Origin of the sequence: Lysinibacillus sp. NPDC093210 (genome assembly GCF_044753985.1) — a bacterium.
GTDB lineage: Bacteria > Bacillota > Bacilli > Bacillales_A > Planococcaceae > Lysinibacillus.
This window is the reverse complement of the sequence record NZ_JBIVOE010000002.1, coordinates 538,391-564,209: the sequence shown is the minus strand read 5'-3', so window position 1 is coordinate 564,209 and position 25,819 is coordinate 538,391. Positions and strand designations below refer to the sequence as shown.

The following is a 25,819-nucleotide window of genomic DNA, read 5'->3' as shown; positions in this document are numbered from 1 at the left end:
TCCCGCAGGAGTCACCGCCTTCGCTACCATTAACTAATGCCCTCTGCAAAATATTATCTATTGCAAAAGAGAGGAACTAGCTAAGTTCTTCTTAATAATATTTAATTAACGAACACTTTGCCTTTGATAAGTCAGCGTTACGAAGAAGCTTATCTTAGTCACGTTCATAAGGAATAGCGTTTGGAATTTCTGCAAACGGATTTTTTTCATTGATACGATCATAAAACATGACGCCGTTTAAGTGGTCTAATTCATGCTGGAATGCAATAGCTGGTAAGCCTGATAGACGCATTTTTTTCTCTTCACCGTCGATTGTTTTAAATTTAACTGTAATGCGTGCATGACGAGGCACATAACCAGGAACATTACGATCAACAGATAAGCAACCTTCGCCAGTTGGAAGGTAGGTATTTTCAACAGAGTGGCTAACAATTTTAGGATTGATAGCAACAAAGCTAAGTTGTTCGCCGTTTTCGTCTTTCAAATGAAGAGCGAACATTCGATGGAGGCTGTTTACTTGATTAGCAGCTAAACCGATGCCACTACGCAAATCATACTTATCAGCTATTTCCGGATCTTGGCTGTTAATTAAAAATTGAAGCATATCTGTAGCGAGCTGTTTTATTTCATCAGTTAAAGGGAATAGAACTTCCTCTGTTTTTGTGCGGAGAGTCGGATGGCCTTCGCGAATAATATCATCCATTAAAATCATGAGTAAATCTTCCTTTCAATCTTTGTATTACCTTATATATAAGTATACATCACACATTAAAACATGCACATGAAAAAAGACTTTATTTGAATAAACTTAAAAATATTTTATGTTGCTATTAGATTATAGAGAACTGGGGTATTCTACTATTGGTAATTATGTATTGAAACGTAATGTTTGTGCGCTTGATGAATGTTGTTGTAATACAGATTTTTGTAGTTAGTAATACAGTATGGGACAGTCTGTAATAATCGTTTTTGTAGAAAAATTCTTTGGTATTAGGCGTAATATATGATTGACCGACGGTATTTTATTCAGTATACTGAGTGCTAAGAATAAGTTGTACTAGTTTGAAAGTGATTTATTTTAATACAGTTGAAAGGGAGATGTGACAAATGAGCAAGAAAAACAATAATATTTTTGATCCAAAACAAACGCTAACTGAAATCGAAGAAAAGTTTGAAATGTTTCAAATTTTGAACGAAGAAGGCGAAATTATAAATGACGAGGCAGATCCGAAATTATCAGATGAAGAGTTAGTTGAGTTAATGACGCGTATGGTATATACACGTATTTTAGATCAACGTTCCATTTCTCTTAACCGTCAAGGTCGCTTAGGCTTCTATGCACCAACAGCAGGTCAGGAAGCATCACAACTTGCTTCTCATTTCGCATTAGAAAAAGAAGATTGGATTTTACCGGGTTACCGTGATGTACCACAAATTGTGTGGCATGGTTTACCGTTAGATAAAGCATTTTTATTCTCACGTGGTCACTTCTTGGGGAATCAAGTTCCTGAAGGCGTAAACGTACTAGCTCCACAAATCATTATTGGTGCTCAATATATCCAAGCTGCTGGGGTGGCACTTGGTATTAAAAAACGAGGTAAAAAAGCAGTAGCAATTACTTATACAGGTGATGGTGGTTCATCACAAGGTGATTTCTATGAAGGTTTAAACTTTGCTGGTGCATTTAAAGCGCCTGCAATTTTCATCGTACAAAATAACCAATTCGCGATTTCAACACCACGTGAATTACAAACAGCTGCAAAAACAATTGCACAAAAAGGTGTTGCAGCAGGTATTCCAAGTATTTTAGTTGATGGTATGGATGCGCTTGCAGTTTATGTTGCAACTCGTGATGCACGTGAACGCGCAATTAATGGTGAAGGTCCAACTTTCATTGAAACAATGTGTTACCGTTATGGCCCACATACTATGGCTGGGGATGACCCAACTCGTTACCGTACATCAGATACAGATAACGAATGGGCTCAAAAAGATCCACTAGTTCGTTTCCGTAAATACCTAGAGGGTAAAGGTTTATGGGATGAGCAAAAAGAAGAGGCTGTTATCGAGCGCGCGAAAGAAGAAATTAAAGACGCAATCAAAAAAGCTGATGCTGCACCTAAACAAAAAGTTACAGAGTTAATGGAAAATATGTATAAAGGCGAAATGCCATCTAATTTAAAAGAACAGTATGAAATCTACAAAGAGAAGGAGTCGAAATAACCTATGGCACAAATGACGATGATTCAAGCAATTACAGATGCTCTTCGCACAGAATTAAAGAATGATGAAAACGTTCTTTTATTCGGAGAAGATATAGGCGTCAACGGTGGGGTTTTCCGTGCAACTGAAGGCCTACAAAAAGAATTTGGTGTTGACCGTGTATTTGATACACCATTAGCAGAGTCAGGTATCGGCGGGTTAGCGATCGGTCTTTCTCTTCAAGGTTTCCGTCCAGTTCCAGAAATTCAATTTTTCGGCTTCGTATATGAAGTAATGGATTCTATCAGTGGACAATTAGCGCGTTTAAGCTACCGTAGCGGTGGTGTGTACAATGCACCTGTAACAATTCGTTCTCCATTCGGCGGCGGTGTGCATACTCCAGAAATGCACTCTGACAGCTTAGAAAGTTTAATGACAGCTCAACCAGGTTTAACAGTAGTTGTACCATCAACACCTTACGATGCTAAAGGTTTACTTATTTCTTCTATTCGAAATGATAATCCAGTTATTTTCTTGGAGCATTTAAAATTATATCGCTCATTCCGTGAAGAAGTACCTGAGGAAGCATATGAAATTCCACTAGGTAAAGCTGACGTAAAACGTGAAGGTAAAGATTTAACAATTGTTGCATATGGCTTAATGGTACACGAAAGCTTAAAGGCTGCAGAAGAACTAGAAAAAGAAGGACATTCTGTAGAAGTTATTGATTTACGTACAATTCAACCAATTGATGTTGAAACAATCATTGCGTCAGTTGAAAAAACAGGCCGAGCAATCGTTGTTCAAGAGGCACAAAAACAAGCAGGTATTGCTGCGAATGTTGTCGCTGAAATTACAGAACGTGCAATTTTGAGCTTAGAGGCTCCTGTTCTTCGTGTAGCAGCACCGGATACAGTGTACCCATTCCCACAAGCTGAAGGTGTTTGGTTACCGAATTATAAAGATGTAATGGAAACAGCGAAAAAAGTTTTAACATTCTAATGTAACTTGCATATTTGAAGAAGAGCAAAGAGAAAGGATGGGTACACATGGCATTTGAATTCAGATTACCGGATATTGGCGAGGGTATTCACGAAGGCGAAATTGTAAAATGGTTCGTTAAAGCTGGGGATACAGTAAAAGAAGACGATATCCTTTGTGAAGTCCAAAATGATAAAGCAGTCGTAGAAATTCCTTCACCTGTTGAAGGCAAAGTAGAGGAAATACTAGTAGCAGAAGGTACAGTTGCTGTTGTTGGCGATGTATTAATTCGTTTAGATGCTCCTGGTTATGAAGATTTGAAGCTAAAAGGTGACGATCATGCTGAAGCGAAGACAGAGGCACAAGTACAGTCAACTGCTGAAGCAGGTCAAGATGTAGCAAAAGCGCCTGCTGCTAAGGAAGAAGCACCAAAAGCTTCAGCAACAGCGGAGGTAGCAGTAAAGCAAGAAACAACTGATAGTTCGAAACGCGTCATTGCTATGCCTTCAGTTCGCAAATTTGCTCGAGACAATGATGTGAATATTCATGAAGTACCGGGTACTGGCAAAAATGGTCGTATTTTAAAAGCAGATATTGAGAATTTCCTAAATGGCGGTGGAGCAGTACAGCCTGAAGAAGCTTCAGTTGCAAATGAAGAAGCAGTTTCTCAACAAGAAACTGCACCAGCTGCACCTGTTGTTCTTGAAGGCGACTTCCCAGAAACACGTGAAAAAATGTCTGGCATTCGTAAAGCAATCGCTAAAGCAATGGTGCATTCAAAACAAACTGCGCCACACGTTACACTAATGGATGAAGTTGATGTAACAGCTCTTGTAGCACATCGTAAAAAATTCAAAGATATCGCTGCTGAAAAAGGTGTGAAATTGACGTACTTACCATACGTAGTGAAAGCACTTATTTCAACTTTACGTGAATTCCCAGAATTTAACCGCTCATTAGATGATGCAACACAAGAAATCGTTCAAAAGCATTACTACAATATTGGTATTGCGGCAGATACTGAAAAAGGCTTGCTAGTTCCAGTTATTAAGCATGCAGATCGCAAATCTGTATTTGCGGTTTCAAATGAAATTAATGACTTAGCAACAAAAGCACGTGATGGTAAACTTGCACCACATGAAATGAAAGGTGCATCAATGTCTATTACGAATATCGGTTCTGCAGGTGGTCAATGGTTTACTCCAGTAATTAACCACCCTGAAGTAGCGATTTTAGGTATTGGTAGAATTGCAGAAAAACCTGTAATAAAAAATGGTGAAATTGTAGCTGCACCTGTGTTAGCATTATCATTGAGCTTTGATCATCGCATGATCGATGGAGCCACTGCGCAAAATGCTTTAAATCACTTAAAGCGTTTGTTAAGTGAGCCAGAATTATTATTAATGGAGGCGTAACAAAATGGTAGTAGGAGATTTCCCAATCGAAACAGATACTCTTGTCATTGGTTCAGGTCCTGGAGGATATGTAGCAGCAATTCGTGCAGCTCAAACTGGCCAAAAAGTAACAATCGTTGAAAAAAATGTACTTGGTGGTGTGTGCTTAAACGTAGGTTGTATTCCATCAAAAGCATTAATTTCAGTTGGTCACCGCTTTGAGCATGCTAAACATTCAGATGACATGGGTATCATCGCTTCTGATGTGAAACTAGACTTTTCAAAAGCACAAGCTTTTAAAGACAGCGTTGTTAAAAAATTAACTGGCGGTGTTGAAGGCTTACTTAAAGGTAATAAAGTTGAAATTGTACAAGGTGAAGCATATTTCGTTGACGCTCATTCAGTGCGTATCATCAATGGTGAATCTGCTCAAACTTACACATTTAACAATGTGATTATCGCAACAGGTTCTCGTCCAGTTGAAATTCCAACTTTTAAATTCTCTGATCGTGTCCTAAACTCTACTGGCGCACTTTCTTTACAAGAAGTACCTGGTAAATTAGTTGTAATCGGCGGAGGCTACATCGGAACAGAACTTGGCTCAGCTTATGCAAACCTAGGTTCACAAGTAACGATTATCGAAGGTGGCAAAGACATTTTAGCTGGTTTCGAAAAACAAATGACACAAATCGTGAAAAAAGGCCTTAAAAAGAAAGGCGTTGAAATTGAAGTAAACGCATCTGCAAAAGGCGTTGAAGAAACAGAAAACGGCGTAGTTGTAACATATGAAGTTGGCGGAGAAGAGAAAAAAGTCGAAGCTGATTATGTATTAGTAACAGTTGGTCGTCGTCCAAATACAGATGAAATGGGTCTTGAAGGTGTTGGAATTGAATTCGGCGAACGTGGTCTAATTAATGTTGACAAACAATGCCGTACAAACATTCCAAACATCTATGCAATTGGTGATATCGTAGCGGGTCCACAGCTTGCACACAAAGCTTCTTATGAAGGTAAAGTTGCTGCTGAAGCAATCGCTGGCGAGAAATCAATCGTAGATTATTTAGCTGTTCCTGCTGTATGCTTCACTGATCCAGAAATGGCGACAGTGGGCTATAACGAAGATCAAGCTAAAGCTGAAGGTATTGAATATACTGCAGCAAAATTCCCATTCGCAGCAAATGGTCGTGCGCTTGCATTGAACCAAACAGAAGGTTTTGTGAAACTAGTTGCGCGTAAAGAAGATGGCTTATTAATCGGTGCTCAAATCGTAGGTGCAGGTGCATCTGATATGATCGCTGAAATGGGCTTAGCAATCGAAGGCGGCATGACTGCTGAAGATATCGCGTTAACAATTCATGCTCACCCAACATTAGGTGAAATTACGATGGAAGCTGCTGAAGTATTACTAGGCAACCCAATCCATATTGTAGCTAAAAAATAATTTATCACATATAAACGACTATAAAGCCTACATGCTTTATAGTCGTTTTTTTGTATAATTCTACTAACTTTGATACAGTAAAACTATTGAATGACTATTCGAAAAAATAGGGGTGGGTCGAAATGGAATTAGGCTTAAAAGGAAAAGTGGCGATTATTACTGGGTCAAGTAAAGGTATAGGCTATTATACGGCGATGCAGCTAGTGAAAGAAGGAGCGAAGGTAGTTATTAGTGCACGTGGCGAAAAACAGCTACAAGTAGCCGCTGGATGCATTAAAAATGAAACGGGCGAAGAAGTGTTATTTGTTCCGACGGATATCACGAAGGAGAAAGATTGTAAGAGACTTATAGAGCGTACAGTAGAGCATTTTGGCCGTATTGATATAGTTATTAATAATGCGGGTACAGCGTCAGCCAATCCATTTGAAACGGTTAGCAGTGAAGTGTGGCAAGCAGATATTGATTTAAAAGTATTTGGTGCTATTAATTGTTCCAAATATGCAGTACCACATATGCGAAAAGTTGGCGGTGGGGCAATTGTTAATGTAACGGCAGTAATGGCTAAAACGCCTCCTGCCAGTTCACTTCCTACAACAGTTAGCCGTGCAGCTGGACTAGCTTTAACGAAAGCGATGAGCAAGGACTTAGGGAAAGATAATATCCGTGTGAATTCAGTTTGTATTGGCTTAATTCGAAGTGATCAAATTGAGAAGCTATGGAAAAAAGAAGCACCAGAATTAACTTGGGAAGACTACTCGCAAAAAGTCGGTAAAACGATACCACTTGGCCGCGTAGGGGAAACACAAGAAGCAGCCAATGTCATTACTTTTTTAGTATCAGATGCAGCGAGTTATGTGACAGGTACTGCTGTTAATATAGATGGTGGTTCAGGACACGCCTTATAGTTTAACGACAAATACCGATAAGCAAAATGCACTAAAATATTTACGTTTTTCATCCCATAATGTAACATAAAATGCAGAAAAAGAATGCGCTATGAAGACGATATTAAACGAAAAGGAGCAGCCTATTAAGTTTTAGGTTGACTCTTTTTTTCTATTGTTTTTCTAAAATTATAATAGACAGAAAATTCCTGCAGTTGTAGAATAAGCGTAATAGGAGGTGAAAAGAGGCGAAATGTTGAACGAAAAATTTACTATGATATTAATGCGTGCTGTCCGTATTATTGTTCAAATTGGGATTCTCAATATTTTTTATTACATTGGTGTGGGCATTGTTTCGTACTTGCACATTCCGCTTCCTGGAAGTGTAATTGGATTACTGTTATTAGCACTTTTACTCAATTTTAAAATAATTAAAGTAGAATACATTCAAGATGGTGCTGGTTTTTTAATTGGCGTTTTAACATTGTTTTTTATTCCAGCAACGGTTGGTATTATTGATTATCCAGAATTAATGTCCACAACGGGTCTGTTCATTATTTTAGCTGTAATTGCCAGTACATTAATTTCTATTTATTTAACAGGAGTGCTGACCCAACTGATTGAAAAAAGAGAAATAGCGAAGAAAGAAAAAGAAGTAAATATTGAAGAGGGGAAGGGAGAATTATCTGTTGATTGAACTTATAGTTGTACTTGGTACGATAGGGCTGTTCGTTTTATTTACGAAGCTTTATCAACGGTTTCCACATCCTATCATGATTCCTTTAGTGACAACAACTATTGTCAGTGCCGTTATTTTAGTTGTCTTTAATATTCCGTATTCAACCTATATGGTAGGTGGGGAATGGCTACAAAAAATGCTAGGTCCAGCTGTTGTTGCACTTGCATACCCACTCTATAATCAAAGAGCCATTATTATGAAATACAAGTACTCAATTCTTTCAGGAATAATGCTAGCAATGGTTACCGGATTACTTACAATTTTTATAATGCTAAAATGGATCGGTGTAAAGGATAGTTGGATGCTAACAGCCTTGCCTAAATCTTTAACAACACCTGTAGGTATGCAGGTAAGTGAAACGATTGGCGGAATTCCTCCTTTAACAGCAGTTTTTGTTATGATTGCAGGATTTGTAGGAGCTATTATTGGACCGTTAGTTATTAAATATGGAAAAATTGACTCTCCTGTTAGTAGAGGCGTAGCGATAGGAAGCGCCTCGCATGGTGTAGGGCTTGTTAAACTTAGAGAGTATGGTGAACAAGAATTATCCGTTGGCTCGCTTTCTATGGGGTTAACAGCGATTATAGGGGCGTTTCTATGTCCGCTCTTTGTTTATCTATTTATGTAATAAAAGGCCCTTTACAAGATATAATGTGCTTGTAAAGGGATGTGGTCTTTTCGAAATGTAGCTTGTTTAATCTTTTTCAATTATAAATTGAATGGTATGTGCTAGACCAGTGTGTAAGCTACCTTCATTTCGTATTTGTTCGCCTGTAAAGAAATGTATAATTTTATAGGGCTGACACCAAGTAAGAACAGAAATAGGATTATATAATAAATTTACATTCTGTGGGCCTCCTGTGGCATATGGTAGTTGATATGTGGAGTATAATTCCATCATTATGCGGCCGCCAGGTTTAACAGAATGGACTATACGTTTAAAAACGGCATACTGCTGTTCTACAGGAAAATGACCAAAAACCATGACCGCAGCATCAAATTTTTCTATTGGTAATTCATCTTGCAGTAGATCAATAAGTTGAGTGTTAACAGTAACACAATGCTTTTTCGCTAGTTGTGCTGTTTTCTCAAGACCGCTTTTAGCATAATCGAAGGCAGTTACTGCATGGCCATTAGATGCTAAAAAAGCCGCATTTCTACCTTCGCCTTCAGCATATGCTGCTACATTTACATACCCCTTTAAATAATCTACATAGTTTTCTATAAAGGCATTTGGTTGTTCTCCATAAACATATTCCGCCGTTTTAAAACGTTCATCCCATGTATTCATTCAATTCACTCCCTTTTTAAATATTGTAAGTAATGTCTAATACTTAATCTAATTTTTCGCTTTGTAACATAGAAATTGCGCCAAATAACACAGTTGCAACCTAAAGTTGACAAAGTGCACTCCTAGAAATATGGAATTAGAGGAATTGTTTTTATAAAATTTAATTAATAACAGAAAGGGGAGTCCATATATGACATTTAGTGAAAAACTTTTTAAATTAAGAAAAGAGAAAGGTTTATCACAAGAGGCACTAGCTGAAAAATTAAATACTACTAGGCAGGCTATTAGTAAGTGGGAAAATGGTCAAGGTTTTCCTGAAACAGAGAAACTTTTAATGCTTGGTAATGTTTTCGAAGTGTCAATAGATTACTTGCTAAAAGATACTGTTGAACATAGTCATGAAGATAGCAATGGTTATTATGTAAGTAAAGAAATGGCAGAAGGTTATGTATTATCACAACGTAAAATTTCCAAATATTTTGCTATAGGTTTTAGTCTACTTATCCTATCCACTATACCTTATTTCCTTTTCAAACAAGATCCATTAATTTATACCATTCTCATTACGATTATTGTTGTTCTTGGAATTGGATCGATTACAGCTGGCTTTATAGAGGAAGATCGTTATTCAATTCTTAAAAGAGAAGCATTAATATTTGACCAAAATTATCTAAAAGAATTGAATATAAGGTATGAAGACGTTAAGAAAAAGAATACGGTGATAATGGTAGTAGGGGTTTGCTTGATTGTAGCAGGTGGTATTTCCTTTTTATTAGTAAAAAAAGAAATTGTAGCATCATATGTTTTAATGCCTTATTATCCATTGTTAATTGCTTTCATTGCAGTTGGTGTTTATATGTTAATTCGTACATTATCAATAATCGATTCTTATCGAATATTGGTGAAAAATAAGGAACATATTCAACACTTAAATAATACAGTACTGACTAAATTGAGAAAAAAATTAAATAACCTCTAATCATTACTATTGAACAGGTTTAGTAGACATAATTTAGGTTTATGAAGAATGGGAACTGGATACTATAAAAAATAAAAAAGCTACCTCTTCTGTAGTTACATGGGGTCAGCGTGTTGACAAAGGTATCAAAAATTATAACTTGATACCTTTTATCTTGTTGATTGGAGTGGGGGCGGCGTCTCCTACTCAGTACGCATAAACCGCGCGCTAGCAAGAGTTGCAGCCTACAGTGTGCTGAGCGGAAAGCCGTAGCACGTAACTGAAATCAACAGCACTTAAGACTGTATTTAGAAGAGGTAGCTTTGAAGTTTTAAATAATCGCTCTGCGTTCTTTAATAACACGAATCGTTTTTAATGTTGTATCTTCAGGTCCTTGAACTGGTAAACCAGCTTCAATATTCATTTGAATATAATGAATATTTTCTTGCGTAATTATTTCCCCGGGAATAAAAATTGGAATTCCAGGAGGATAAACCATTATGAATTCAGCGCAAATACAATTATCCGCATCTGCAAGAGGTACTACCTCTGTATCTGCATAAAATGCATCACGGGGTGACATTGCTAGTGCTGGGATTTCAGGTACATTGACTACTGCTTCAGTAATGGCAGCTTCTGAATCGAATGCTTTTGACATACGACTTAATGCATTAATAAGAAGATTAATTTCTTTTTTTGTATCTGCTAATGTTACTAAACATAAAATGTTATATAAGTCTGATAATTCCACTTCGATATTAGCGTTATGACGAAGCCATTCTTCAGCTTGATGGCCTGAAATACCTAGGTCTTTTACACTGATTAATAGCTTCAATGGATCCATATCATATGTTGCTGATGAGTGAAGCTTTTCCTTACCTGCACATTTTAAATGTGGAATTTGGTTAATGCGTTTACGTGCATCTTTTGCTAAACGCAGTGCATCACCAATTAAATCATAGCCATGAATTGCTAGCTGACGACGTGCTGTGTCAAGCGATGCAAGTAATGGGTAGGATGTTGACGTTGTTGTGAGCATCGAGAAGACAGCTTGTACACGTTTGGCAGAAACTAGCCCCTCACGTACATTTAAAATTGAAGTTTGCGTCATAGAGCCCCCAAGCTTATGTACGCTTGTTGCAGCCATATCTGCGCCAGCCTCCATTGCAGAGTAGGGCAGCTCGTCATGGAATTTAATGTGAACCCCATGAGCTTCATCGACAATGACTGGTATATTACGACGATGGACAATTTCGACAATGCGTTTTAAATCCGCAGAGAAGCCGTAATAAGTTGGATTAATAACAAGAACAGCCTTTGCATCTGGATAAGCATTTAATGCCTTCTCAACCGCTTCCGCTGAAATACCATGAGAAATGCCATATTCACTATCTACTTCAGGATGAATAAAAATAGGAATGGCACCAGCAAAAACAATTGCTGACATAATGGATTTATGAACATTCCGTGGTACTAGAATTTTATCACCTGGACCGACGACGGTCAGGATCATCGTCATAATGGCGCCACTAGTACCTTGTACGGAAAAGAATGTATAATCAGCACCAAAGGCTTCTGCAGCAAGTGCTTGTGCATCCTTGATTGCACCTTTTGGTGAATGTAAGTCGTCTAGTGGAGCAATGTTAATTAAATCGATTGATAAAACGTTGTCGCCGACGAATTCTCGGAAAGCAGGATCCATACCGTGCCCTTTCTTATGGCCTGGAATATGGAACTGAATTGGATGTCTGTTCCGATGTTTTAGTAATACGTCGAACAATGGAGTCTCTAATTGTGACAACGCAGGTACCACCTCACTTTTATAATATCTAAGAAAACAAATGAATTATAGCACCTAACGACATGAAAAAATAGACTTTAATTAAAAAAATAAAGGGATTTTTTCATGATTACGAGAAGTTAGTATGGTACGAAAGGAGAGATTCGATGAATTGGGAGACACGTATCACCGAACTTTTAAAAATAAAATATCCAATTATTCAAGGGGGATTAGCCTATTTAGCTTATGCAGATTTAGCGGCCGCGGTGTCGAATGCTGGCGGTCTAGGGCAAATAACTGCAATGAGCTTACGAGATCCAGACTTATTGCGTGCAGAAATCCATAAAGTAAGAACATTAACTGATCATCCATTTGGAGTGAATTTTGCTATCGGTATGCATGGTACAGGCTATGAGGATATGGTACGAGTAGCTGTTGAAGAAAATGTACCCGTTGTCACAATGACAGGTGGAAATCCAGCACCGATATTTGATTTACTTGCAGGAACAAATATAAAAAAACTTGTACTTGTTGCAGCTCGTAGACAAGCGCAGAAAGCGGAAGAGCTTGGTGCGGATGCAGTAATGGTAGTTGGGCAAGAAGGTGGTGGACATCTTGGCCGTGACGATGTAGGGACTATGGTGCTTGTACCTCAAGTTGTGGATAGTGTGAAAATTCCTGTCATTGCGTCTGGTGGTATTGGTGACGGTCGAGGCTGGATGGCAGCACATGCACTCGGTGCAGAGGGCATTGAAATGGGTACACGCTTTATTGCGACAAAGGAATGTGTAGATGCATCACAAGCATATAAAGAGGCGTTACTCACTAGTTCAGAGGCAGATACAACTGTTATTAAGCGTTCCATTGGGGCACCCGCAAGAGCGTTACGCAGTAATTTCACAGAGAAAATTTTAGAAATAGAGCGTGAGACACCTACTTATGAAGCATTGAAAGATTATATTAGTGGGAGTGCTAATAAGCGTTTTATTTATGATGGAGAAAAGGATGCGGGCATTGGTTGGGCAGGACAAGTTACTGGAATGATTCAAGATATTCCAACAGTGGACGAGCTCATTACACGAATGGTTGCAGAAGCGGAAAGTATCCGGGTAAAATGGGGACAGTAATGTAAAGGTGGTAATGTCCAAATGGAATATTCTTATCCGTTTTCAATTGATTGGTCGACTGAAGAGATTGTTGATGTTGTTAAATTTTTTGAAGGCATCGAGCTTGCTTATGAAAAGGGCATTAAACGAGAAGTGATGATGGCAAAATATCGTCGCTTTAAAGAAATTGTTCCTTCACAAGCTGAGGAAAAAACAATTTTTCGAGAATTTGAAGAGGCTAGTGGCTATGTAAGCTATCCAGTTGTGAAACAAGCAAAAGAAGCAGCTGATGGAACGTTAATTAAAGTAGTTCCAAAGCAACGACGTTAAAATCGTCACGGTCAAAAGTGAAAATGGTGTGCTAGGGTATTTCCTAGCATGCCTTTTTAGTTAAGGAAAAAACCCGCAAAGCTTTCTGTAGGAACCGTTATTAACGATAATACAACTAACAGTGCAAAACAACGGTCTGCTTTGGCTGTGCCTACGGAAAGCAGCGGATTTCATATAGTATTTTTATTTAAAACATAATTAAATCATTAAGTGAAATATTGTGTTAATTAATGTTAATTTGCATAAACTACAGCAATATCGATTTCTGTAACAAAATGTTCACGGACGATGGTTCAACACCTCGTCCACACTACCAATGTGATAGAAAAAATGACGAATGATATAAAAATTATCATACCCTCATTATGCATCGTCAATACATCTTCAAGATGTGCTGAGCATTTCCTCAAAAGACCTACATTAAGACCTCGTCCAAATGTGTAAACCTTATAAAATTCGGGTTTCACGATCTTTCATTATTAAAGAACTATTAATGTTCAAGTAAGGTTTTTATCCCACATTTTTATGATGAGACTCAATAAATTATTTTCCTTGAATAATTTTATAAATAGGAAGTAATGTTTGGAATGTTTCTTCTGTCAGTTGTTGGAATTGTTTGGCAGTCATTTTTATCGCTTCTTCTTTTGAGATATGACGACCAACTAAAAACTCCCCTTTTTTCACATCGCGCAGACGTATAAGCAATTCTTCTAGTTTTTCTTCTTTAGCGTCTTGTAAGGAAATCGCAGCAGGTGACATATGATCCCCAGAAACAATAAATTCATCTGGAAGCTGTTGTAGCAAGGTTTTGTTGGCTAGTAAACGCTCTGCCATTAAATTTTTTTGCGGTGCTTCATAAATAATAGCCAAGACGATGAATAAATGTGTGCTCCAAAGACCAATCTGAAAGTGAGGCAACGCTTTATAACCTCTTTTATAAGGAGCGAATGCAACCCAACTGTCATTTGGTGGATTAACCGTTCTGCGGGCGTGTTTTGCTACATGGGGATAAAATTCTTCCCCAAGGTGGCTGGAAAAGAAGGCGGAGAAGTTTTCTCCTAGTTTACTGAATTTTGGTCGTACACAGGAATCTAAAGCATCCATCCGTTGTTCTAAACCGTTTATTTGAAAAACATTGAAATCTTTATTAGTCCATTTTAAGGTAGACATTTTTAGTAACTCCTTTCGATTATAAGGTTTATTTTATTAAAAAAATGGGAAAAAATCTTATAACAAGAACTTTATCGAATAGTATAAGGTTTTGTAAAAAAATAAAAAAGGGAAGTGACTTTTATGAAACAAGTCGTAAAAATTATACGTAAAGTTGACATTGAAAAGCAATATGAACGCATCCTACAATTAGAAATTGATTATGAATTAGCCTCACTATTTTCAGCGATGAATGAGAAAGATGAGGGTGAAATAGCAAAAAGTAAAAAGCGACTAGCCGAAATACAGATGGAGCTGGAAAGTTTGCACGCCTATGCGTAAAAAAAAATTAACCCCCATATAAAATCACTTGCTGAATATTCTGACAGCAGGTGATTTTTGTTGTTATAAAGGTTAAAATAGACAATATATCATTATAGAATTAATTGTTTTCATTTTTTAGTGAGTGTCATTGCACATTAAAAGGTCTGAAAGGTGTAATATAATACATAACTCACGCTTTCTGTTAATGGGTATACCATTTTGATGACTAGAAACGGGGTAATGTATGGATTGCGTAGCGTACAGTAGCTATGTCGCTCGAATGCCAAGGACTAGCAAAATGCGTGTGTGAACGAGCGTGAATGTTTTCTATATTCGAGGGGTGGGTTTTTATGGATTTAAAGCAAATCGATCAATACGCGAAAAGTATCATTGTTGAAGCAGCTAAACGTATTCGTAATGCATTTTCGTATAATTTAGTGATCGAGACAAAATCGAATGCGAATGACCTTGTTACAAATATAGACCGAGAAACAGAATTATTTTTCATTGAAAAAATTAAATCTTTTGACCCTACCCATAAAATTTTAGGCGAAGAGGGAATGGGAGAAAAAGTCGAATCATTAGATGGTGTTGTATGGATTATTGATCCGATTGATGGAACAATGAATTTTGTAAAGCAACATCGTCACTTCATGATTTCTATTGGAATATTTATTGATGGTGTAGGGAAACTTGGTTACATATATGACGTAATGCGTGAAGACTTATTCAATGCAATTGCAGGAGAAGGAGCTTGGTATAATGCGTCGCCATTGCGCAAGTTACAGCCTGTAAAAATTGAAGAATCTGTTATTGGCATTAATGCACATTGGGTTGCACCAAATCGACATATACATCATGAAAAAGTAATAGAATTAGTTCGAAAAGTGCGAGGTACGCGTTCTTATGGCTCCGCTGCCATGGAAATTGCCTTTGTTGTCAGTGGGAAACTAGATGCTTATGTGTCGATGCGACTATCTCCTTGGGACATCGCTGGAGGAATAATCATTGCTCAGGAAGTTGGAGCTATCGCAACGAATTTACATGGGGAAGGCTTTGATTTCCTGCATCAGGATACATTTATTATTGCTAACCCTGCCATTCATCAGGAATTATTAGGAAAATATATTGTGCCTTATGATGTTTAGCTTTTACATAAAAAACTGTTTAGGAATAGCTTTTTCCTAAACAGTTTTTTTGTTGACGCTAATATAAATTGAGTTGATAGTATTTTTTCGGACGTCCACGTGTGGTTGAAGTAAGACTTGGCAATTCGACTGCTAGATTCTTTTCATGGAGTTGTTTTAAAATGCGGTTTACAGAGCGCACAGTAATGCCTAAATGTGTGCTTAACAGTTCCCCGTTGACAATAGTTGTTGCTAATCTTTCCATAACAGCCTCAATTTTTTGCAATTGCAATAAAGGGATATCATGGTCAGCGCTTATTTTTTTCAAGCGCTGCTGTTTTTCGTTATCAAACTGTAATAAGGCTCCGTAAAGTAACGGACCAATTTCTTTTGCATTTTCAATAATAAAGCTCTGTGTTTCCTTTGAAGAACAGAGTGTTGCAGCCTTTTTTGCAAATTTTTGACTTTCGGTTAGAGAGTTGCCAATACCCCATCCTATTTTTACAGGAAATTGTAATTTATCATCTAAAAAATCTACGAGTTGACAATGTGTATAATCATTGGTTGTCATTAAAAATTGCTTATATGTTGTGATAATTGCGATATAGGAAGCTTCTCGATGCACTATAAAGGTGCTGGCATACAGTTGCTTAAAATCTAAAATGGCTTTGTATAAAGCAATTTGTCGATACTCTAATTCATCTATATTTGATTTATCTATTGGAATTAAAATATGTACAACGACTACTTTATTTTGCTCCAGTTGTCGAAGGTGTAGCTGATTCACCAACTGATCCAATGTTAATTGCATAGCATGGAGTGATGGATGAAAAGCGATAAACGGAATATTTTGGTGTGCCAATCGCTCCCGCATTTCTGCAATACGTGTAAAACTTAAATCTACTTTATTGTCGCGATGTAACTGAACATGCCAGTTCGCAACTTTATCAACAATATCATTACTTGCGTATTCGTTCATAGTTTGACTAAAAAGATAAGGCTGTCTTCCTATTGACCATTCATGAATGCCGAGGTATTCGTTTTCCTCATAACAAAAATCAATGGCAATTCGATTCATAGCAATTTTGTTCTCGTAAAATAACTCAGTTAAGACACGGTAAAAATCACGTTCTGAAATATCAAAATAAAGCATAGGTATAGCCATGTTTGGAAAATTTGTTTGTGTAAAAAAATATGGAATTTGCCCGCTAAAAAGTGCACCGTCTCCTGCTGTTAAATGTTGCTCTAACAGTGTATATAAATGTTCAAAATCTGTGTAGGAATGGTAATGAAATTCACAAAAAGATGGCTTAATTTTTTCGAGTTGCTGTACCCATGAAAGGGACAATTTTGCAGTGAAAACATTAATTTTGTACATAGTGTTATCTCCTTAATTTAAAATTAAATATTGAAAATATTCTAAAAATATGGTTTCTTTGTATTAAGGACACATGCTATCAATGTCTTAAAATAGTGTTAGATTGAATAGCATAAGTCGAATTTTAAAAATAGAAGGAGAGGGATTTATGCAAAAAAAATCAGACACACTAAAGAAATCTTGGATTGATAAACTGCTAGATAACATTGAAAGGGCAGGTAATAAATTGCCTGATCCAATCACGCTATTTATTATGTTAGCAGGTATTGTGCTAGTTTTATCATGGATATTATCAATGTTTGGTATTTCAGCGGTTCAACCAGGCACTGAAAATGTTATACAAGTAAAAAATCTGCTGAGTCAAGAAGGTCTTATATTAATATTAACGCAAATGGTATCGACTTTTACAGGTTTTGCTCCTTTAGGATTAGTGATCGTGACAATGATTGGTATTGGTTTAGCGGAGCAAACAGGACTTATTTCCGCTGTTATGAAAAAGCTTGTAATGTCAGCTCCTACAAAATTAATTGTGCCATTTATTATTTTCACAGGTTTAGTTGGTAATCTAGCAGCAGATGCAGCATTCATCATTTTACCGCCAATTGCAGCAATGATTTTTATGAGCATTGGCCGAAATCCACTTGCAGGTTTAATTATTACATATGCAGCAGTAGCTGGGGGCTTTAGTGCCAATATTTTAATTAGTTCACTAGATGTTTTATTACTAGGAATTACTGAATCCGCAGCGCATATTGCAGACCCAGAATATACTGGACGAGCAACGATGAACTATTACTTCTTAATTGCTTCGACGTTTTTACTAATCGTCATTGGTACATGGGTTGCGAAAAAGTTTACAGAGCCTCGCTTTGGCCTATTTGAAGGCAAGGTCGAAAAGTTAGAGCCACTAACAGCTTTAGAAAAACGTGGTTTATTATGGGCAGGTATTGTGACAGTCGTTTATATTATAGTAATTGCATTTACGGTCATTCCGTCGAACGGTCTTTTACGTGATCCTGAAACAGGTGGCTTTTTAAATTCACCGTTTATGTCAGGTATTGTACCGATTATGTTATTTTTCTTCCTTTTACCTGGTCTTGCCTATGGTATTGCGGCAAAAGAAGTGAAAAATGATAAGGAAGTTGCTGAGAAAATCTTTAAATCAATTGCTGATATGGCTCCATTTATTGTCTTAGCATTTGCTGCTTCACAAATGATTGCCTTTTTTAACTGGAGTAATATCGGTGCCATATTAGCCATTAAGGGTGCAGAACTTTTACAAGCATTAAACTTTACAGGTTTACCGATGATGATAGGATTTGTTTTAATTTGTGCATTCGTTAACTTATTAATTGCCAGTGCATCTGCGAAATGGGCACTACTTGCGCCAATTTTCGTACCAATGTTCCTATACTTAGGTTATTCCCCGGCTGTAACGCAAATGGCATATCGTGTAGGAGACTCAATTACAAATCCAATTACACCAATGCTACCGTATTTCGCCATTTTGCTCTCGTTTGCCAAGCGTTACGATAAAAATATCGGTATTGGCACACTCATTTCAGCTTTACTACCGTTTTCTGTGTTCTTTGCAATCGGTTGGATTCTACTGTTTGCCATTTGGTTCTTACTTGGTTTACCACTTGGACCTGGAGATTATATATACTTAAAATAAGGAGTGTTAATCTATGACAGTTTTACAGCAAGAGCAGTTAGTTGATTTATTAAAACAAAATGAAGAGGAAATGATTCAGCTTCGTCGTCATTTTCATGAAAATCCTGAACTTTCCTTTGAGGAAGTTGAAACACCGAAAACCATTGCGGCATTTCATCGCGCATTAGGACATGAGGTACGCGAAGGTGTTGGTGGCAATGGTGTTGTGGCGAAGTTAGTAGGCGGTAAGCCCGGAAAAACAGTAGCATTACGTGCAGACTTCGACGCTTTAGCTATTACAGAAGAAACAGGTTTGCCTTTCCAATCAAAAATTAAAGGGCGTATGCATGCTTGTGGACATGATGGACATACAGCTTCATTATTAATTTTAGCGAAGGCATTTAATCAAATGAAAGACAACTTAGCTGGAACAATTGTGTTTATACATCAACATGCAGAGGAGCTTGCACCAGGTGGAGCGAAATCAATGATTGCTGATGGCTGTTTAGAAGGTGTGGATGTTATTTTTGGTACACATTTATGGGCACCAACAGAACTTGGAAAGGTGCAGTCAGCAATCGGACCATTTATGGCTGCGGCTGATGGCATCTACATTAAGATTAAAGGAAAGGGTGGTCATGGCTCAAACCCGAGCGATACGAAGGATTCAATCTTGCTTGCAGCGCAATTTATTACAAACTTACAGCAGCTTGTGTCTCGTCGTATAAATCCATTGCGTCCTGCGGTAGTATCGGTTGGTCATATTGAGGCATTAAATCCTTTTAACGTAATTGCAGATCAAGTCTACATGAAAGGAACTGTACGTACTTTCCATGAGGAGGAGCGCGATTTACTAGAGCGTGAAATTGAGGAGCTATTAAAGGCAACATGTTATTTAACAAAGGCGGACTATGAATATGAGTATCGTCGTGGTTACCCACCAGTTGTTAATCATGCTACAGAAACAGAACATGTCATGGCATCAGCAAGAAAGGTAACAGATGTTGTGGCGGTTGAATTTGTAGACCCAACAATGGGTGGTGAGGATTTTGCATACTATTTAGAGGAAATTCCAGGGGCATTTTTCTTTACGGGAGCAAAAAATCCAGAGTGGGAGGAAGTATATCCCCACCATCATCCAAAATTCGATATTGATGAACGCTCATTGCGCATTGCAGCAAATGTTTTAGGCCAAGCAACATTAGATTACCTAGCAAAAGACCATTAAAGAAAAGTATAACTTGTTTAATCGAAGGCTGGGGAGATAGTAGCAAAGCGTTAAACAAAATTGTTGAGCAATATGAATTACAAACAAACAAGAGTCATTGTCCACGATGGACAATGACTCTTGTTTTCTACAGCATGGCAGGAGCTGTCCAATAATGGGCAGCTTCTACTGTGATATTGTGTCATTTTGGACACATAAATGTTGTTAGAAAGCAAATACTAACATTAAAGTAAGCCTTGTTCTCGCAGTTTACGCTTCATTTTAAAAGCTGTCATGAAAATGACACAAGTAGCTACAATGCCTGCTAATACACCAAATATATTACTTGCTGCTACTGAATACCCGATAGAACACATTGCTAGTACAGCTGCTAGTGCATAAATGGCCATTACGATTTTTCCACGATTCATAACCGAGCCCCCTAATTTATAATAAATTTGTGATTGAAAATATTTTTTTAGAATGATAAAAATTCTAATAAGGACATTTACATCCTTCTTGTGCTATAATATCACAGTTAAACATTCGAAAAAAGAATATGGAGTGGAATAATGACAAACTTACGTCAAGATCTTCGCAATATCGCAATTATCGCCCACGTTGACCATGGTAAAACTACTTTAGTCGACCAATTATTAAAACAATCAGGTACATTCCGTTCAAACGAACGTGTTGAAGAACGTGCAATGGACTCTAATGATATTGAACGTGAACGCGGTATTACGATTTTAGCTAAAAATACAGCAGTAAACTATGAAGGAACTCGTATCAACATCCTTGATACGCCTGGACACGCTGACTTCGGTGGTGAGGTAGAACGTATTTTAAAAATGGTAGACGGCGTTTTACTAGTTGTCGATGCGTATGAGGGTTGTATGCCACAAACACGTTTCGTACTAAAAAAAGCATTGGAACAACGTTTAACACCAATCGTTGTAGTTAACAAAGTGGACAAAGACTCTGCTCGTCCACTAGAAGTAGTAGATGAAGTACTTGAATTATTCATTGAGTTAGGTGCAGATGATGATCAATTAGACTTCCCAGTTGTTTATGCTTCAGGTGTAAATGGTACAGCTTCGTTAGACGCTGACCCATCTAAACAAGAAGAAAATATGAAATGTCTATTTGAAAAAATTATTGAGGCTATCCCAGCACCAGTTGATAACTCAGAAGACCCATTACAATTCCAAGTAGCTTTACTTGACTATAATGACTTCGTTGGACGTATCGGAATTGGTCGTGTATTCCGCGGAACAATTTCTGTAGGTCAACAAGTTGCTCTAATGAAATTAGACGGTACAGTGAAAAACTTCCGTGTAACAAAAATCTTTGGTTTCTTCGGCTTAAAACGTGAAGAAGTTGAGACAGCAAAAGCTGGTGATTTAATCGCCGTTTCTGGTATGGAAGATATCAACGTAGGTGAAACAGTTTGCCCTGTTGAACATCAAGAAGCGCTTACACCTTTACGTATCGATGAGCCAACTTTACAAATGACTTTCTTAGTAAACAATTCTCCATTCGCAGGTCGTGAAGGGAAATGGGTTACTTCTCGTAAAGTAGAAGAGCGTTTACGTGCTCAATTACAAACAGACGTATCTTTACGCGTTGAAGATACTGATTCTCCTGATGCTTGGACAGTTTCAGGTCGTGGTGAGCTTCACTTATCTATCCTAATTGAAAACATGCGTCGTGAAGGGTTCGAATTACAAGTATCAAAACCACAAGTAATCGTGCGCGAAATCGATGGTGTAAAATGCGAACCATTTGAACGCGTTCAAATCGATGTACCTGAAGAAAATGTTGGTTCTATTATTGAATCTATTGGTACACGTAAAGGTGAAATGCTTGATATGGTGAACAACGGCAGTGGTCAAGTTCGTTTAACGTTCTTAGTACCTGCTCGTGGATTAATCGGTTATACAACTGAGTTTATGTCGATGACAAAAGGTTTCGGTATTATCAACCATACGTTTGATTGCTACCAACCATTATTACCAGGGAAAATTGGTGGTCGTCACCAAGGCGTACTAGTTTCAATGGAAACTGGTAAATCAACAACTTATGGTATGATGCAAATCGAAGACCGTGGTACACTGTTCTTAGAGCCAGGTACAGATATTTACGAAGGTATGATTGTTGGAGAAAATACTCGTGACGCTGATATCACTGTTAATATTACAAAAATGAAACAAAAAACAAACATCCGTTCAGCAAATAAAGACCAAACGAATGTTATTAAAAAACCACGTATTTTATCTCTAGAAGAAGCTCTTGAATACTTAGGTGATGATGAGTACTTAGAAATCACACCAGAATCTATTCGCCTTCGTAAAAAAATTCTAGATAAAAACGAACGTGAGAAAGCAGCGAAAAAATTAAAAAACGCTGAACAATAATTTTCCGCTGAAATGAAAGGAAGAGGAGTCTTGGATATAAAGTCCGCTTTATTGGGTGAACTAAATGTTATTCAAGTTGCTACACCTGTAAATGCAGAGGAAACAACAAAGGTTTATGAGAGAATGGCTGGTATAACAAGATTTTTATATGAAAATTTACCGAGCTATGAAGTTGCAGGCTATGTTGTGTTCCTTCTAGTGTTTGCACTTTCTGCAATTGTCTATAAATTAGGCTTTGCAAAAAAGTTAAAGCTATCTCAAAATATTGTCATTTATGTGTTCCTATTTCTGGGATGTATTATGTTGACATTTTTCGCGTTATTCCTACCTATGATTGAAGGCCTCATCGTAGCGGCGTTAATTTTAATTGTATACAAAACACGTATGTGGCGAGAAAAAAGAGAAGAGCAACAAGCTGCCAATCAATGACAGTAGCTTGGCTCCTTTACCGTAAACAGTCTTAGCATTCATTTGCTAAGGCTGTTTTCTTTTTCTATCTTTAATAAAATAGTTCGTTTGTCGTTTGCTAGATTCAAATAAAGGATGGAAAACGATTTGGACAAATATGCATGCTTGAAAGGATTCTTCATTATATATTGCATTCGAAAAGGATTTATTTTCCATAATATTTTTATGAAATATGGTAGGCACCGAAATCTTTGTATGTGAATAAGTTAGTCTCGATAGGCTATTTATTAAATCAAGGAGGAAATGGAATGCGTTGGCTTAAAAAAGGTTTGTTATTTAGTGGTATTGCTTTGTTGCTCCTTTCGTTGGCAGCGTGTAATAAAGCTGAGCTAGAAAAAGTAAAAGTCGGAGAAGTGACGCGCTCGATTTTCTATGCGCCACAATATGTAGCACTTGAAAAAGGGTACTTTGAAGAAGAAGGACTTTCCGTAGAGCTACAAACTATTGCTGGTGGCGATAAAACGATGACAGCGTTACTATCTGATGGTATTGATATTGCTTTGGTTGGATCTGAGACTTCTATTTATGTCACTGCTCAAGGTGCCAATGATCCAATTCAAAATTTTGCGCAATTAACACAGACAGATGGCACATTTTTAGTAGCCCGTGAAAAGATGGAGAATTTTTCATGGGAAGATTTAAAAGGATCAACATTTTTAGGGCAACGTAAAGGCGGAATGCCACAAATGGCTGGCGAATTTGTTCTAAAAAAACATAGTATTGATCCTGCGAAAGATTTGACCCTTATTCAAAATATTGATTTTGCGAATATTGCTACAGCCTTTGCTTCTGGGACTGGGGATTATGTACAGCTGTTTGAACCGACAGCAAGTGTATTTGAAAAAGAAGGTAAGGGCTATATCGTTGCGTCGTTTGGTACAGAATCAGGACATTTACCATATACATCCTTCATGGCAAAAAGTAGCTATTTAAAGGATGATGCTAAAACAGTGCAAGGCTTTACAAATGCGCTGAAAAAAGCACAAGATTTTGTACAGGAAAAAAGTTCAGCGGAAGTGGCAAAAATAATTCAACCTTACTTTGAAAATGTAGACCTTTCTTTAATTGAAACAGTAGTAGAGCGTTATAAATCACAAGGCTCCTACGCAACAGATCCGATTTTGGATAAAGAAGAGTGGGATAATTTACAAACAATAATGGAGGAAGCAGGTGAACTTCCTCAACGAGTAAAATATGAAGACCTTGTGAATACGAAGTTTGCAAAAAAGGCTGCGGAGTAATGGATTTTTTAAAACTAGAACATATTCACCATAGTTATTACTCCAGTACGCAGGCGAAGGAAGTTTTACGTGACATTAACCTAGATATTCGCGAAGGTGAATTTGTTTCCTTTATAGGGCCAAGTGGCTGTGGGAAAACGACTTTATTGTCTATTATTGCTGGGTTGTTTCCTGCAACAGAGGGCAAGGTATTTATTGATGGGGAAATCATCGCACCACACAATCAATCGCTTATTGGCTATATGCTTCAACAGGATTATTTATTTCCGTGGAAAACGATTGAGGATAATGTCACAATTGGTTTAAAAATAATGCAGCGGGATAATAAGACGCATAAAGTAACTGCAAATGCGCTCTTACAAGAAGTTGGTTTACCTCATGTCGGAAGTTACTATCCGAGAGAATTGTCAGGAGGAATGCGTCAACGCGTTGCACTAGCAAGGACATTGGCAGTTAATCCGAAAATTTTACTGCTAGATGAGCCGTTCTCAGCACTTGATTATCAATCTAAATTAAAGCTTGAGGACTTAGTTGTCGAAACATTAAAGGCCTATCAAAAAACCGCGATTCTTGTCACACATGATATTGGTGAGGCAATTGCGATGAGTGAACGAGTTTTTCTCTTCTCAGCCAATCCTGGTACGTTACACAAAGTGTTTGAAATACCTTCTGCGTTACAACAGCTATCCCCATTCGATGTAAGGCAGCATCCAGTGTATTCAGAAGTATTCCAAACGATTTGGAAGGAGCTGGAGAGCCTTGGATAACACATTGTTTAAACAGTATCAACAATTGCTAAAAAAGGAAAAACGCTTTGTTCGATTATATCAAATTATTATTTTAATCGTCTTTTTTGGAGGGTGGGAGTTACTATCAAGGCTTGAATGGATTGATCGTTTAATCTTTAGCTCGCCCACAAATGTATGGCATACGTTTATTGAAAAAGTAAGTGATGGCTCGCTAACATTACACGTTGGTGTGACGTTAATGGAAACAATTATCGGTTTTATTGCTGGTACATTATTGGGGACTTTGATTGCAACCGTTCTATGGTGGTCCCCGATGTTATCAAAAATACTTGATCCATATTTAGTTATTTTAAACGCAATGCCGAAAGTAGCGTTAGGACCGATTTTAATTGTAGCACTTGGCCCAGGATATTTTTCGATTATAGCAATGGGTGCACTAATTTCAATCATTATTACAACAATTGTAGTTTACACCGCCTTTAAAGGTGTTGATCCAAATTATAGTAAAGTATTGCAAACTTTTGGAGCGACTCGTTGGCAAACTTTCAAAGAGGTTATTTTGCCCGCATCCTTTCCAACAATTATTTCTACTTTAAAAGTAAATGTTGGATTATCGTGGGTAGGGGTTATTGTCGGTGAGTTTTTAGTTGCTTCAAAGGGACTTGGCTATTTAATCATTTATGGCTTCCAAGTATTTAACTTTAATCTTGTCCTTATGTCACTGCTCATTATCGCTTTCTTTGCGACAATAATGTATCAAGTTGTCGAATTAATTGAAAAAGTGATTATTAAAAATAATGGATAATTAAAAAACGCAAAACCTGTTAGTGAGGTTTTGCGTTTTGTGCTGTTGATTTCCGCTCCAGGCGTGCGTTTTCCACTGGCACAGCGTAAGCCGCAACCGTCGCTAGCGCGTGGATTGTTGCGTCTTACGTATTGTGCGTTCCCGCAGGAGTCGCCCGCCTTCCGCTCCAATCAACTAAGCATACTGACAGAGAA

At 37.5% G+C, this 25,819-nt stretch carries 25 protein-coding genes; 19 read left to right on the top strand and 6 right to left on the bottom strand.

The features are described from left to right. Positions 1–154 precede the first annotated feature (154 nt). Positions 155–712: a peptide deformylase gene (gene def, locus ACIP9C_RS08265; protein WP_401009612.1), complete on the bottom strand. Its 558-nt coding sequence runs from the start codon at positions 710–712 to the stop codon at positions 155–157. Positions 713–1,107: 395 nt separating this feature from the next. Here def and pdhA point away from each other — a divergent pair, with 395 nt between their 5' ends. The 7 genes from pdhA to ACIP9C_RS08230 all read left to right on the top strand — a co-directional run bounded on the left by pdhA (position 1,108) and on the right by ACIP9C_RS08230 (position 8,269). Then, positions 1,108–2,223, top strand: a complete 1,116-nt coding sequence (gene pdhA / locus ACIP9C_RS08260; RefSeq protein WP_401009611.1) for a pyruvate dehydrogenase (acetyl-transferring) E1 component subunit alpha — start codon at positions 1,108–1,110, stop codon at positions 2,221–2,223. Between the two features lie 3 nt (positions 2,224–2,226). After that, the gene (locus ACIP9C_RS08255) at positions 2,227–3,204 is read left to right on the top strand and encodes an alpha-ketoacid dehydrogenase subunit beta (RefSeq protein WP_401009610.1); all 978 of its coding nucleotides are present in this window, start codon (positions 2,227–2,229) and stop codon (positions 3,202–3,204) included. Positions 3,205–3,251: 47 nt separating this feature from the next. After that, entirely contained in the window at positions 3,252–4,598 is a 1,347-nt protein-coding gene (locus tag ACIP9C_RS08250) for a dihydrolipoamide acetyltransferase family protein (RefSeq protein ID WP_401009609.1), read from the top strand. Between the two features lie 4 nt (positions 4,599–4,602). Further along, on the top strand, positions 4,603–6,018 hold the full coding sequence (gene lpdA, locus ACIP9C_RS08245) for a dihydrolipoyl dehydrogenase (protein WP_401009608.1): 1,416 nt from the start codon (positions 4,603–4,605) through the stop codon (positions 6,016–6,018). Between the two features lie 122 nt (positions 6,019–6,140). Next, positions 6,141–6,923: an SDR family NAD(P)-dependent oxidoreductase gene (locus ACIP9C_RS08240; RefSeq protein ID WP_401009607.1), complete on the top strand. Its 783-nt coding sequence runs from the start codon at positions 6,141–6,143 to the stop codon at positions 6,921–6,923. Positions 6,924–7,155: 232 nt separating this feature from the next. Beyond that, positions 7,156–7,599, top strand: coding sequence for a CidA/LrgA family protein (locus ACIP9C_RS08235; protein WP_401009606.1), 444 nt, complete (start codon positions 7,156–7,158; stop codon positions 7,597–7,599). Continuing rightward, positions 7,592–8,269, top strand: a complete 678-nt coding sequence (locus tag ACIP9C_RS08230) for an LrgB family protein (protein WP_401009605.1) — start codon at positions 7,592–7,594, stop codon at positions 8,267–8,269. Before ACIP9C_RS08235 ends, ACIP9C_RS08230 begins: the two co-directional genes overlap by 8 nt. A 66-nt stretch (positions 8,270–8,335) precedes the next feature. Here the strand turns inward: ACIP9C_RS08230 and ACIP9C_RS08225 are convergent, their stop codons facing one another. Next, positions 8,336–8,932 (bottom strand): class I SAM-dependent methyltransferase, encoded by a 597-nt coding sequence (locus ACIP9C_RS08225; protein WP_401009604.1) that lies wholly within the window; start codon positions 8,930–8,932, stop codon positions 8,336–8,338. A 190-nt stretch (positions 8,933–9,122) separates the two neighbouring features. Between ACIP9C_RS08225 and ACIP9C_RS08220 the strand changes: the two genes are divergently transcribed. Next, the gene (locus ACIP9C_RS08220) at positions 9,123–9,911 is read left to right on the top strand and encodes a helix-turn-helix domain-containing protein (protein WP_401009603.1); all 789 of its coding nucleotides are present in this window, start codon (positions 9,123–9,125) and stop codon (positions 9,909–9,911) included. 310 nt (positions 9,912–10,221) lie between these two features. On the opposite strand, the gene ACIP9C_RS08215 is transcribed toward ACIP9C_RS08220, so the two are convergent. Further along, on the bottom strand, positions 10,222–11,691 hold the full coding sequence (locus ACIP9C_RS08215; protein ID WP_401009602.1) for an aminotransferase class I/II-fold pyridoxal phosphate-dependent enzyme: 1,470 nt from the start codon (positions 11,689–11,691) through the stop codon (positions 10,222–10,224). Positions 11,692–11,837: 146 nt separating this feature from the next. Here ACIP9C_RS08215 and ACIP9C_RS08210 point away from each other — a divergent pair, with 146 nt between their 5' ends. Both ACIP9C_RS08210 and ACIP9C_RS08205 read left to right on the top strand, forming a co-directional pair. Next, positions 11,838–12,797, top strand: coding sequence for an NAD(P)H-dependent flavin oxidoreductase (locus ACIP9C_RS08210; protein WP_401009601.1), 960 nt, complete (start codon positions 11,838–11,840; stop codon positions 12,795–12,797). Between the two features lie 21 nt (positions 12,798–12,818). Then, positions 12,819–13,106: a UPF0223 family protein gene (locus tag ACIP9C_RS08205; protein WP_340826054.1), complete on the top strand. Its 288-nt coding sequence runs from the start codon at positions 12,819–12,821 to the stop codon at positions 13,104–13,106. 543 nt (positions 13,107–13,649) lie between these two features. Here the strand turns inward: ACIP9C_RS08205 and ACIP9C_RS08200 are convergent. Further along, entirely contained in the window at positions 13,650–14,276 is a 627-nt protein-coding gene (locus ACIP9C_RS08200) for a YktB family protein (protein ID WP_401009600.1), read from the bottom strand. A 123-nt stretch (positions 14,277–14,399) separates the two neighbouring features. Here ACIP9C_RS08200 and ACIP9C_RS08195 point away from each other — a divergent pair, with 123 nt between their 5' ends. Both ACIP9C_RS08195 and ACIP9C_RS08190 read left to right on the top strand, forming a co-directional pair. Further along, positions 14,400–14,597, top strand: a complete 198-nt coding sequence (locus ACIP9C_RS08195; RefSeq protein ID WP_173477904.1) for a hypothetical protein — start codon at positions 14,400–14,402, stop codon at positions 14,595–14,597. A gap of 332 nt (positions 14,598–14,929) precedes the next feature. Beyond that, entirely contained in the window at positions 14,930–15,727 is a 798-nt protein-coding gene (locus ACIP9C_RS08190) for an inositol monophosphatase family protein (protein ID WP_401009599.1), read from the top strand. 58 nt (positions 15,728–15,785) lie between these two features. Here the strand turns inward: ACIP9C_RS08190 and ACIP9C_RS08185 are convergent, their stop codons facing one another. After that, positions 15,786–17,084: a hypothetical protein gene (locus tag ACIP9C_RS08185; protein WP_401009598.1), complete on the bottom strand. Its 1,299-nt coding sequence runs from the start codon at positions 17,082–17,084 to the stop codon at positions 15,786–15,788. A 148-nt stretch (positions 17,085–17,232) separates the two neighbouring features. Here ACIP9C_RS08185 and ACIP9C_RS08180 point away from each other — a divergent pair, with 148 nt between their 5' ends. Together ACIP9C_RS08180 and ACIP9C_RS08175 are read left to right on the top strand one after the other, a co-directional pair. Beyond that, positions 17,233–18,759: an AbgT family transporter gene (locus ACIP9C_RS08180; RefSeq protein WP_401009597.1), complete on the top strand. Its 1,527-nt coding sequence runs from the start codon at positions 17,233–17,235 to the stop codon at positions 18,757–18,759. 13 nt (positions 18,760–18,772) lie between these two features. Continuing rightward, positions 18,773–19,966, top strand: coding sequence for an amidohydrolase (locus ACIP9C_RS08175; protein ID WP_401009596.1), 1,194 nt, complete (start codon positions 18,773–18,775; stop codon positions 19,964–19,966). Positions 19,967–20,190: 224 nt separating this feature from the next. Here the strand turns inward: ACIP9C_RS08175 and ACIP9C_RS08170 are convergent, their stop codons facing one another. Beyond that, on the bottom strand, positions 20,191–20,376 hold the full coding sequence (locus ACIP9C_RS08170) for a DUF5325 family protein (RefSeq protein WP_401009595.1): 186 nt from the start codon (positions 20,374–20,376) through the stop codon (positions 20,191–20,193). 141 nt (positions 20,377–20,517) lie between these two features. On the opposite strand from ACIP9C_RS08170, the gene typA reads away from it, so the two are divergent. The 5 genes from typA to ACIP9C_RS08145 all read left to right on the top strand — a co-directional run bounded on the left by typA (position 20,518) and on the right by ACIP9C_RS08145 (position 25,625). Next, complete coding sequence (typA, locus tag ACIP9C_RS08165; protein WP_401009594.1) at positions 20,518–22,362, top strand: translational GTPase TypA; 1,845 nt, start codon at positions 20,518–20,520, stop codon at positions 22,360–22,362. A 30-nt stretch (positions 22,363–22,392) separates the two neighbouring features. Beyond that, the gene (locus ACIP9C_RS08160) at positions 22,393–22,791 is read left to right on the top strand and encodes a YlaH-like family protein (protein ID WP_340826042.1); all 399 of its coding nucleotides are present in this window, start codon (positions 22,393–22,395) and stop codon (positions 22,789–22,791) included. Positions 22,792–23,078: 287 nt separating this feature from the next. After that, entirely contained in the window at positions 23,079–24,071 is a 993-nt protein-coding gene (locus ACIP9C_RS08155) for an ABC transporter substrate-binding protein (protein WP_401009593.1), read from the top strand. Further along, entirely contained in the window at positions 24,071–24,838 is a 768-nt protein-coding gene (locus ACIP9C_RS08150; protein ID WP_401009592.1) for an ABC transporter ATP-binding protein, read from the top strand. Before ACIP9C_RS08155 ends, ACIP9C_RS08150 begins: the two co-directional genes overlap by 1 nt. Further along, positions 24,831–25,625, top strand: coding sequence for an ABC transporter permease (locus ACIP9C_RS08145; RefSeq protein WP_401009591.1), 795 nt, complete (start codon positions 24,831–24,833; stop codon positions 25,623–25,625). Before ACIP9C_RS08150 ends, ACIP9C_RS08145 begins: the two co-directional genes overlap by 8 nt. Positions 25,626–25,819: the final 194 nt, after the last annotated feature.

Bases quoted from the DNA above. Each gene is read 5' to 3' on its own strand.
- ACIP9C_RS08205 (WP_340826054.1), top strand. From the start codon at position 12,819: ATGGAATATTCTTATCCGTTTTCAATTGATTGGTCGACTGAAGAGATT.
- ACIP9C_RS08175 (WP_401009596.1), top strand. From the start codon at position 18,773: ATGACAGTTTTACAGCAAGAGCAGTTAGTTGATTTATTAAAACAAAAT.
- ACIP9C_RS08170 (WP_401009595.1), bottom strand. From the start codon at position 20,376: ATGAATCGTGGAAAAATCGTAATGGCCATTTATGCACTAGCAGCTGTA.
- ACIP9C_RS08180 (WP_401009597.1), top strand. From the start codon at position 17,233: ATGCAAAAAAAATCAGACACACTAAAGAAATCTTGGATTGATAAACTG.
- ACIP9C_RS08195 (WP_173477904.1), top strand. From the start codon at position 14,400: ATGAAACAAGTCGTAAAAATTATACGTAAAGTTGACATTGAAAAGCAA.
- ACIP9C_RS08255 (WP_401009610.1), top strand. From the start codon at position 2,227: ATGGCACAAATGACGATGATTCAAGCAATTACAGATGCTCTTCGCACA.
- pdhA (WP_401009611.1), top strand. From the start codon at position 1,108: ATGAGCAAGAAAAACAATAATATTTTTGATCCAAAACAAACGCTAACT.
- ACIP9C_RS08155 (WP_401009593.1), top strand. From the start codon at position 23,079: ATGCGTTGGCTTAAAAAAGGTTTGTTATTTAGTGGTATTGCTTTGTTG.
- typA (WP_401009594.1), top strand. From the start codon at position 20,518: ATGACAAACTTACGTCAAGATCTTCGCAATATCGCAATTATCGCCCAC.
- ACIP9C_RS08190 (WP_401009599.1), top strand. From the start codon at position 14,930: ATGGATTTAAAGCAAATCGATCAATACGCGAAAAGTATCATTGTTGAA.
- ACIP9C_RS08200 (WP_401009600.1), bottom strand. From the start codon at position 14,276: ATGTCTACCTTAAAATGGACTAATAAAGATTTCAATGTTTTTCAAATA.
- ACIP9C_RS08235 (WP_401009606.1), top strand. From the start codon at position 7,156: ATGTTGAACGAAAAATTTACTATGATATTAATGCGTGCTGTCCGTATT.
- def (WP_401009612.1), bottom strand. From the start codon at position 712: ATGATTTTAATGGATGATATTATTCGCGAAGGCCATCCGACTCTCCGC.
- ACIP9C_RS08150 (WP_401009592.1), top strand. From the start codon at position 24,071: ATGGATTTTTTAAAACTAGAACATATTCACCATAGTTATTACTCCAGT.
- ACIP9C_RS08220 (WP_401009603.1), top strand. From the start codon at position 9,123: ATGACATTTAGTGAAAAACTTTTTAAATTAAGAAAAGAGAAAGGTTTA.
- ACIP9C_RS08240 (WP_401009607.1), top strand. From the start codon at position 6,141: ATGGAATTAGGCTTAAAAGGAAAAGTGGCGATTATTACTGGGTCAAGT.
- ACIP9C_RS08250 (WP_401009609.1), top strand. From the start codon at position 3,252: ATGGCATTTGAATTCAGATTACCGGATATTGGCGAGGGTATTCACGAA.
- ACIP9C_RS08210 (WP_401009601.1), top strand. From the start codon at position 11,838: ATGAATTGGGAGACACGTATCACCGAACTTTTAAAAATAAAATATCCA.
- lpdA (WP_401009608.1), top strand. From the start codon at position 4,603: ATGGTAGTAGGAGATTTCCCAATCGAAACAGATACTCTTGTCATTGGT.
- ACIP9C_RS08225 (WP_401009604.1), bottom strand. From the start codon at position 8,932: ATGAATACATGGGATGAACGTTTTAAAACGGCGGAATATGTTTATGGA.
- ACIP9C_RS08185 (WP_401009598.1), bottom strand. From the start codon at position 17,084: ATGTACAAAATTAATGTTTTCACTGCAAAATTGTCCCTTTCATGGGTA.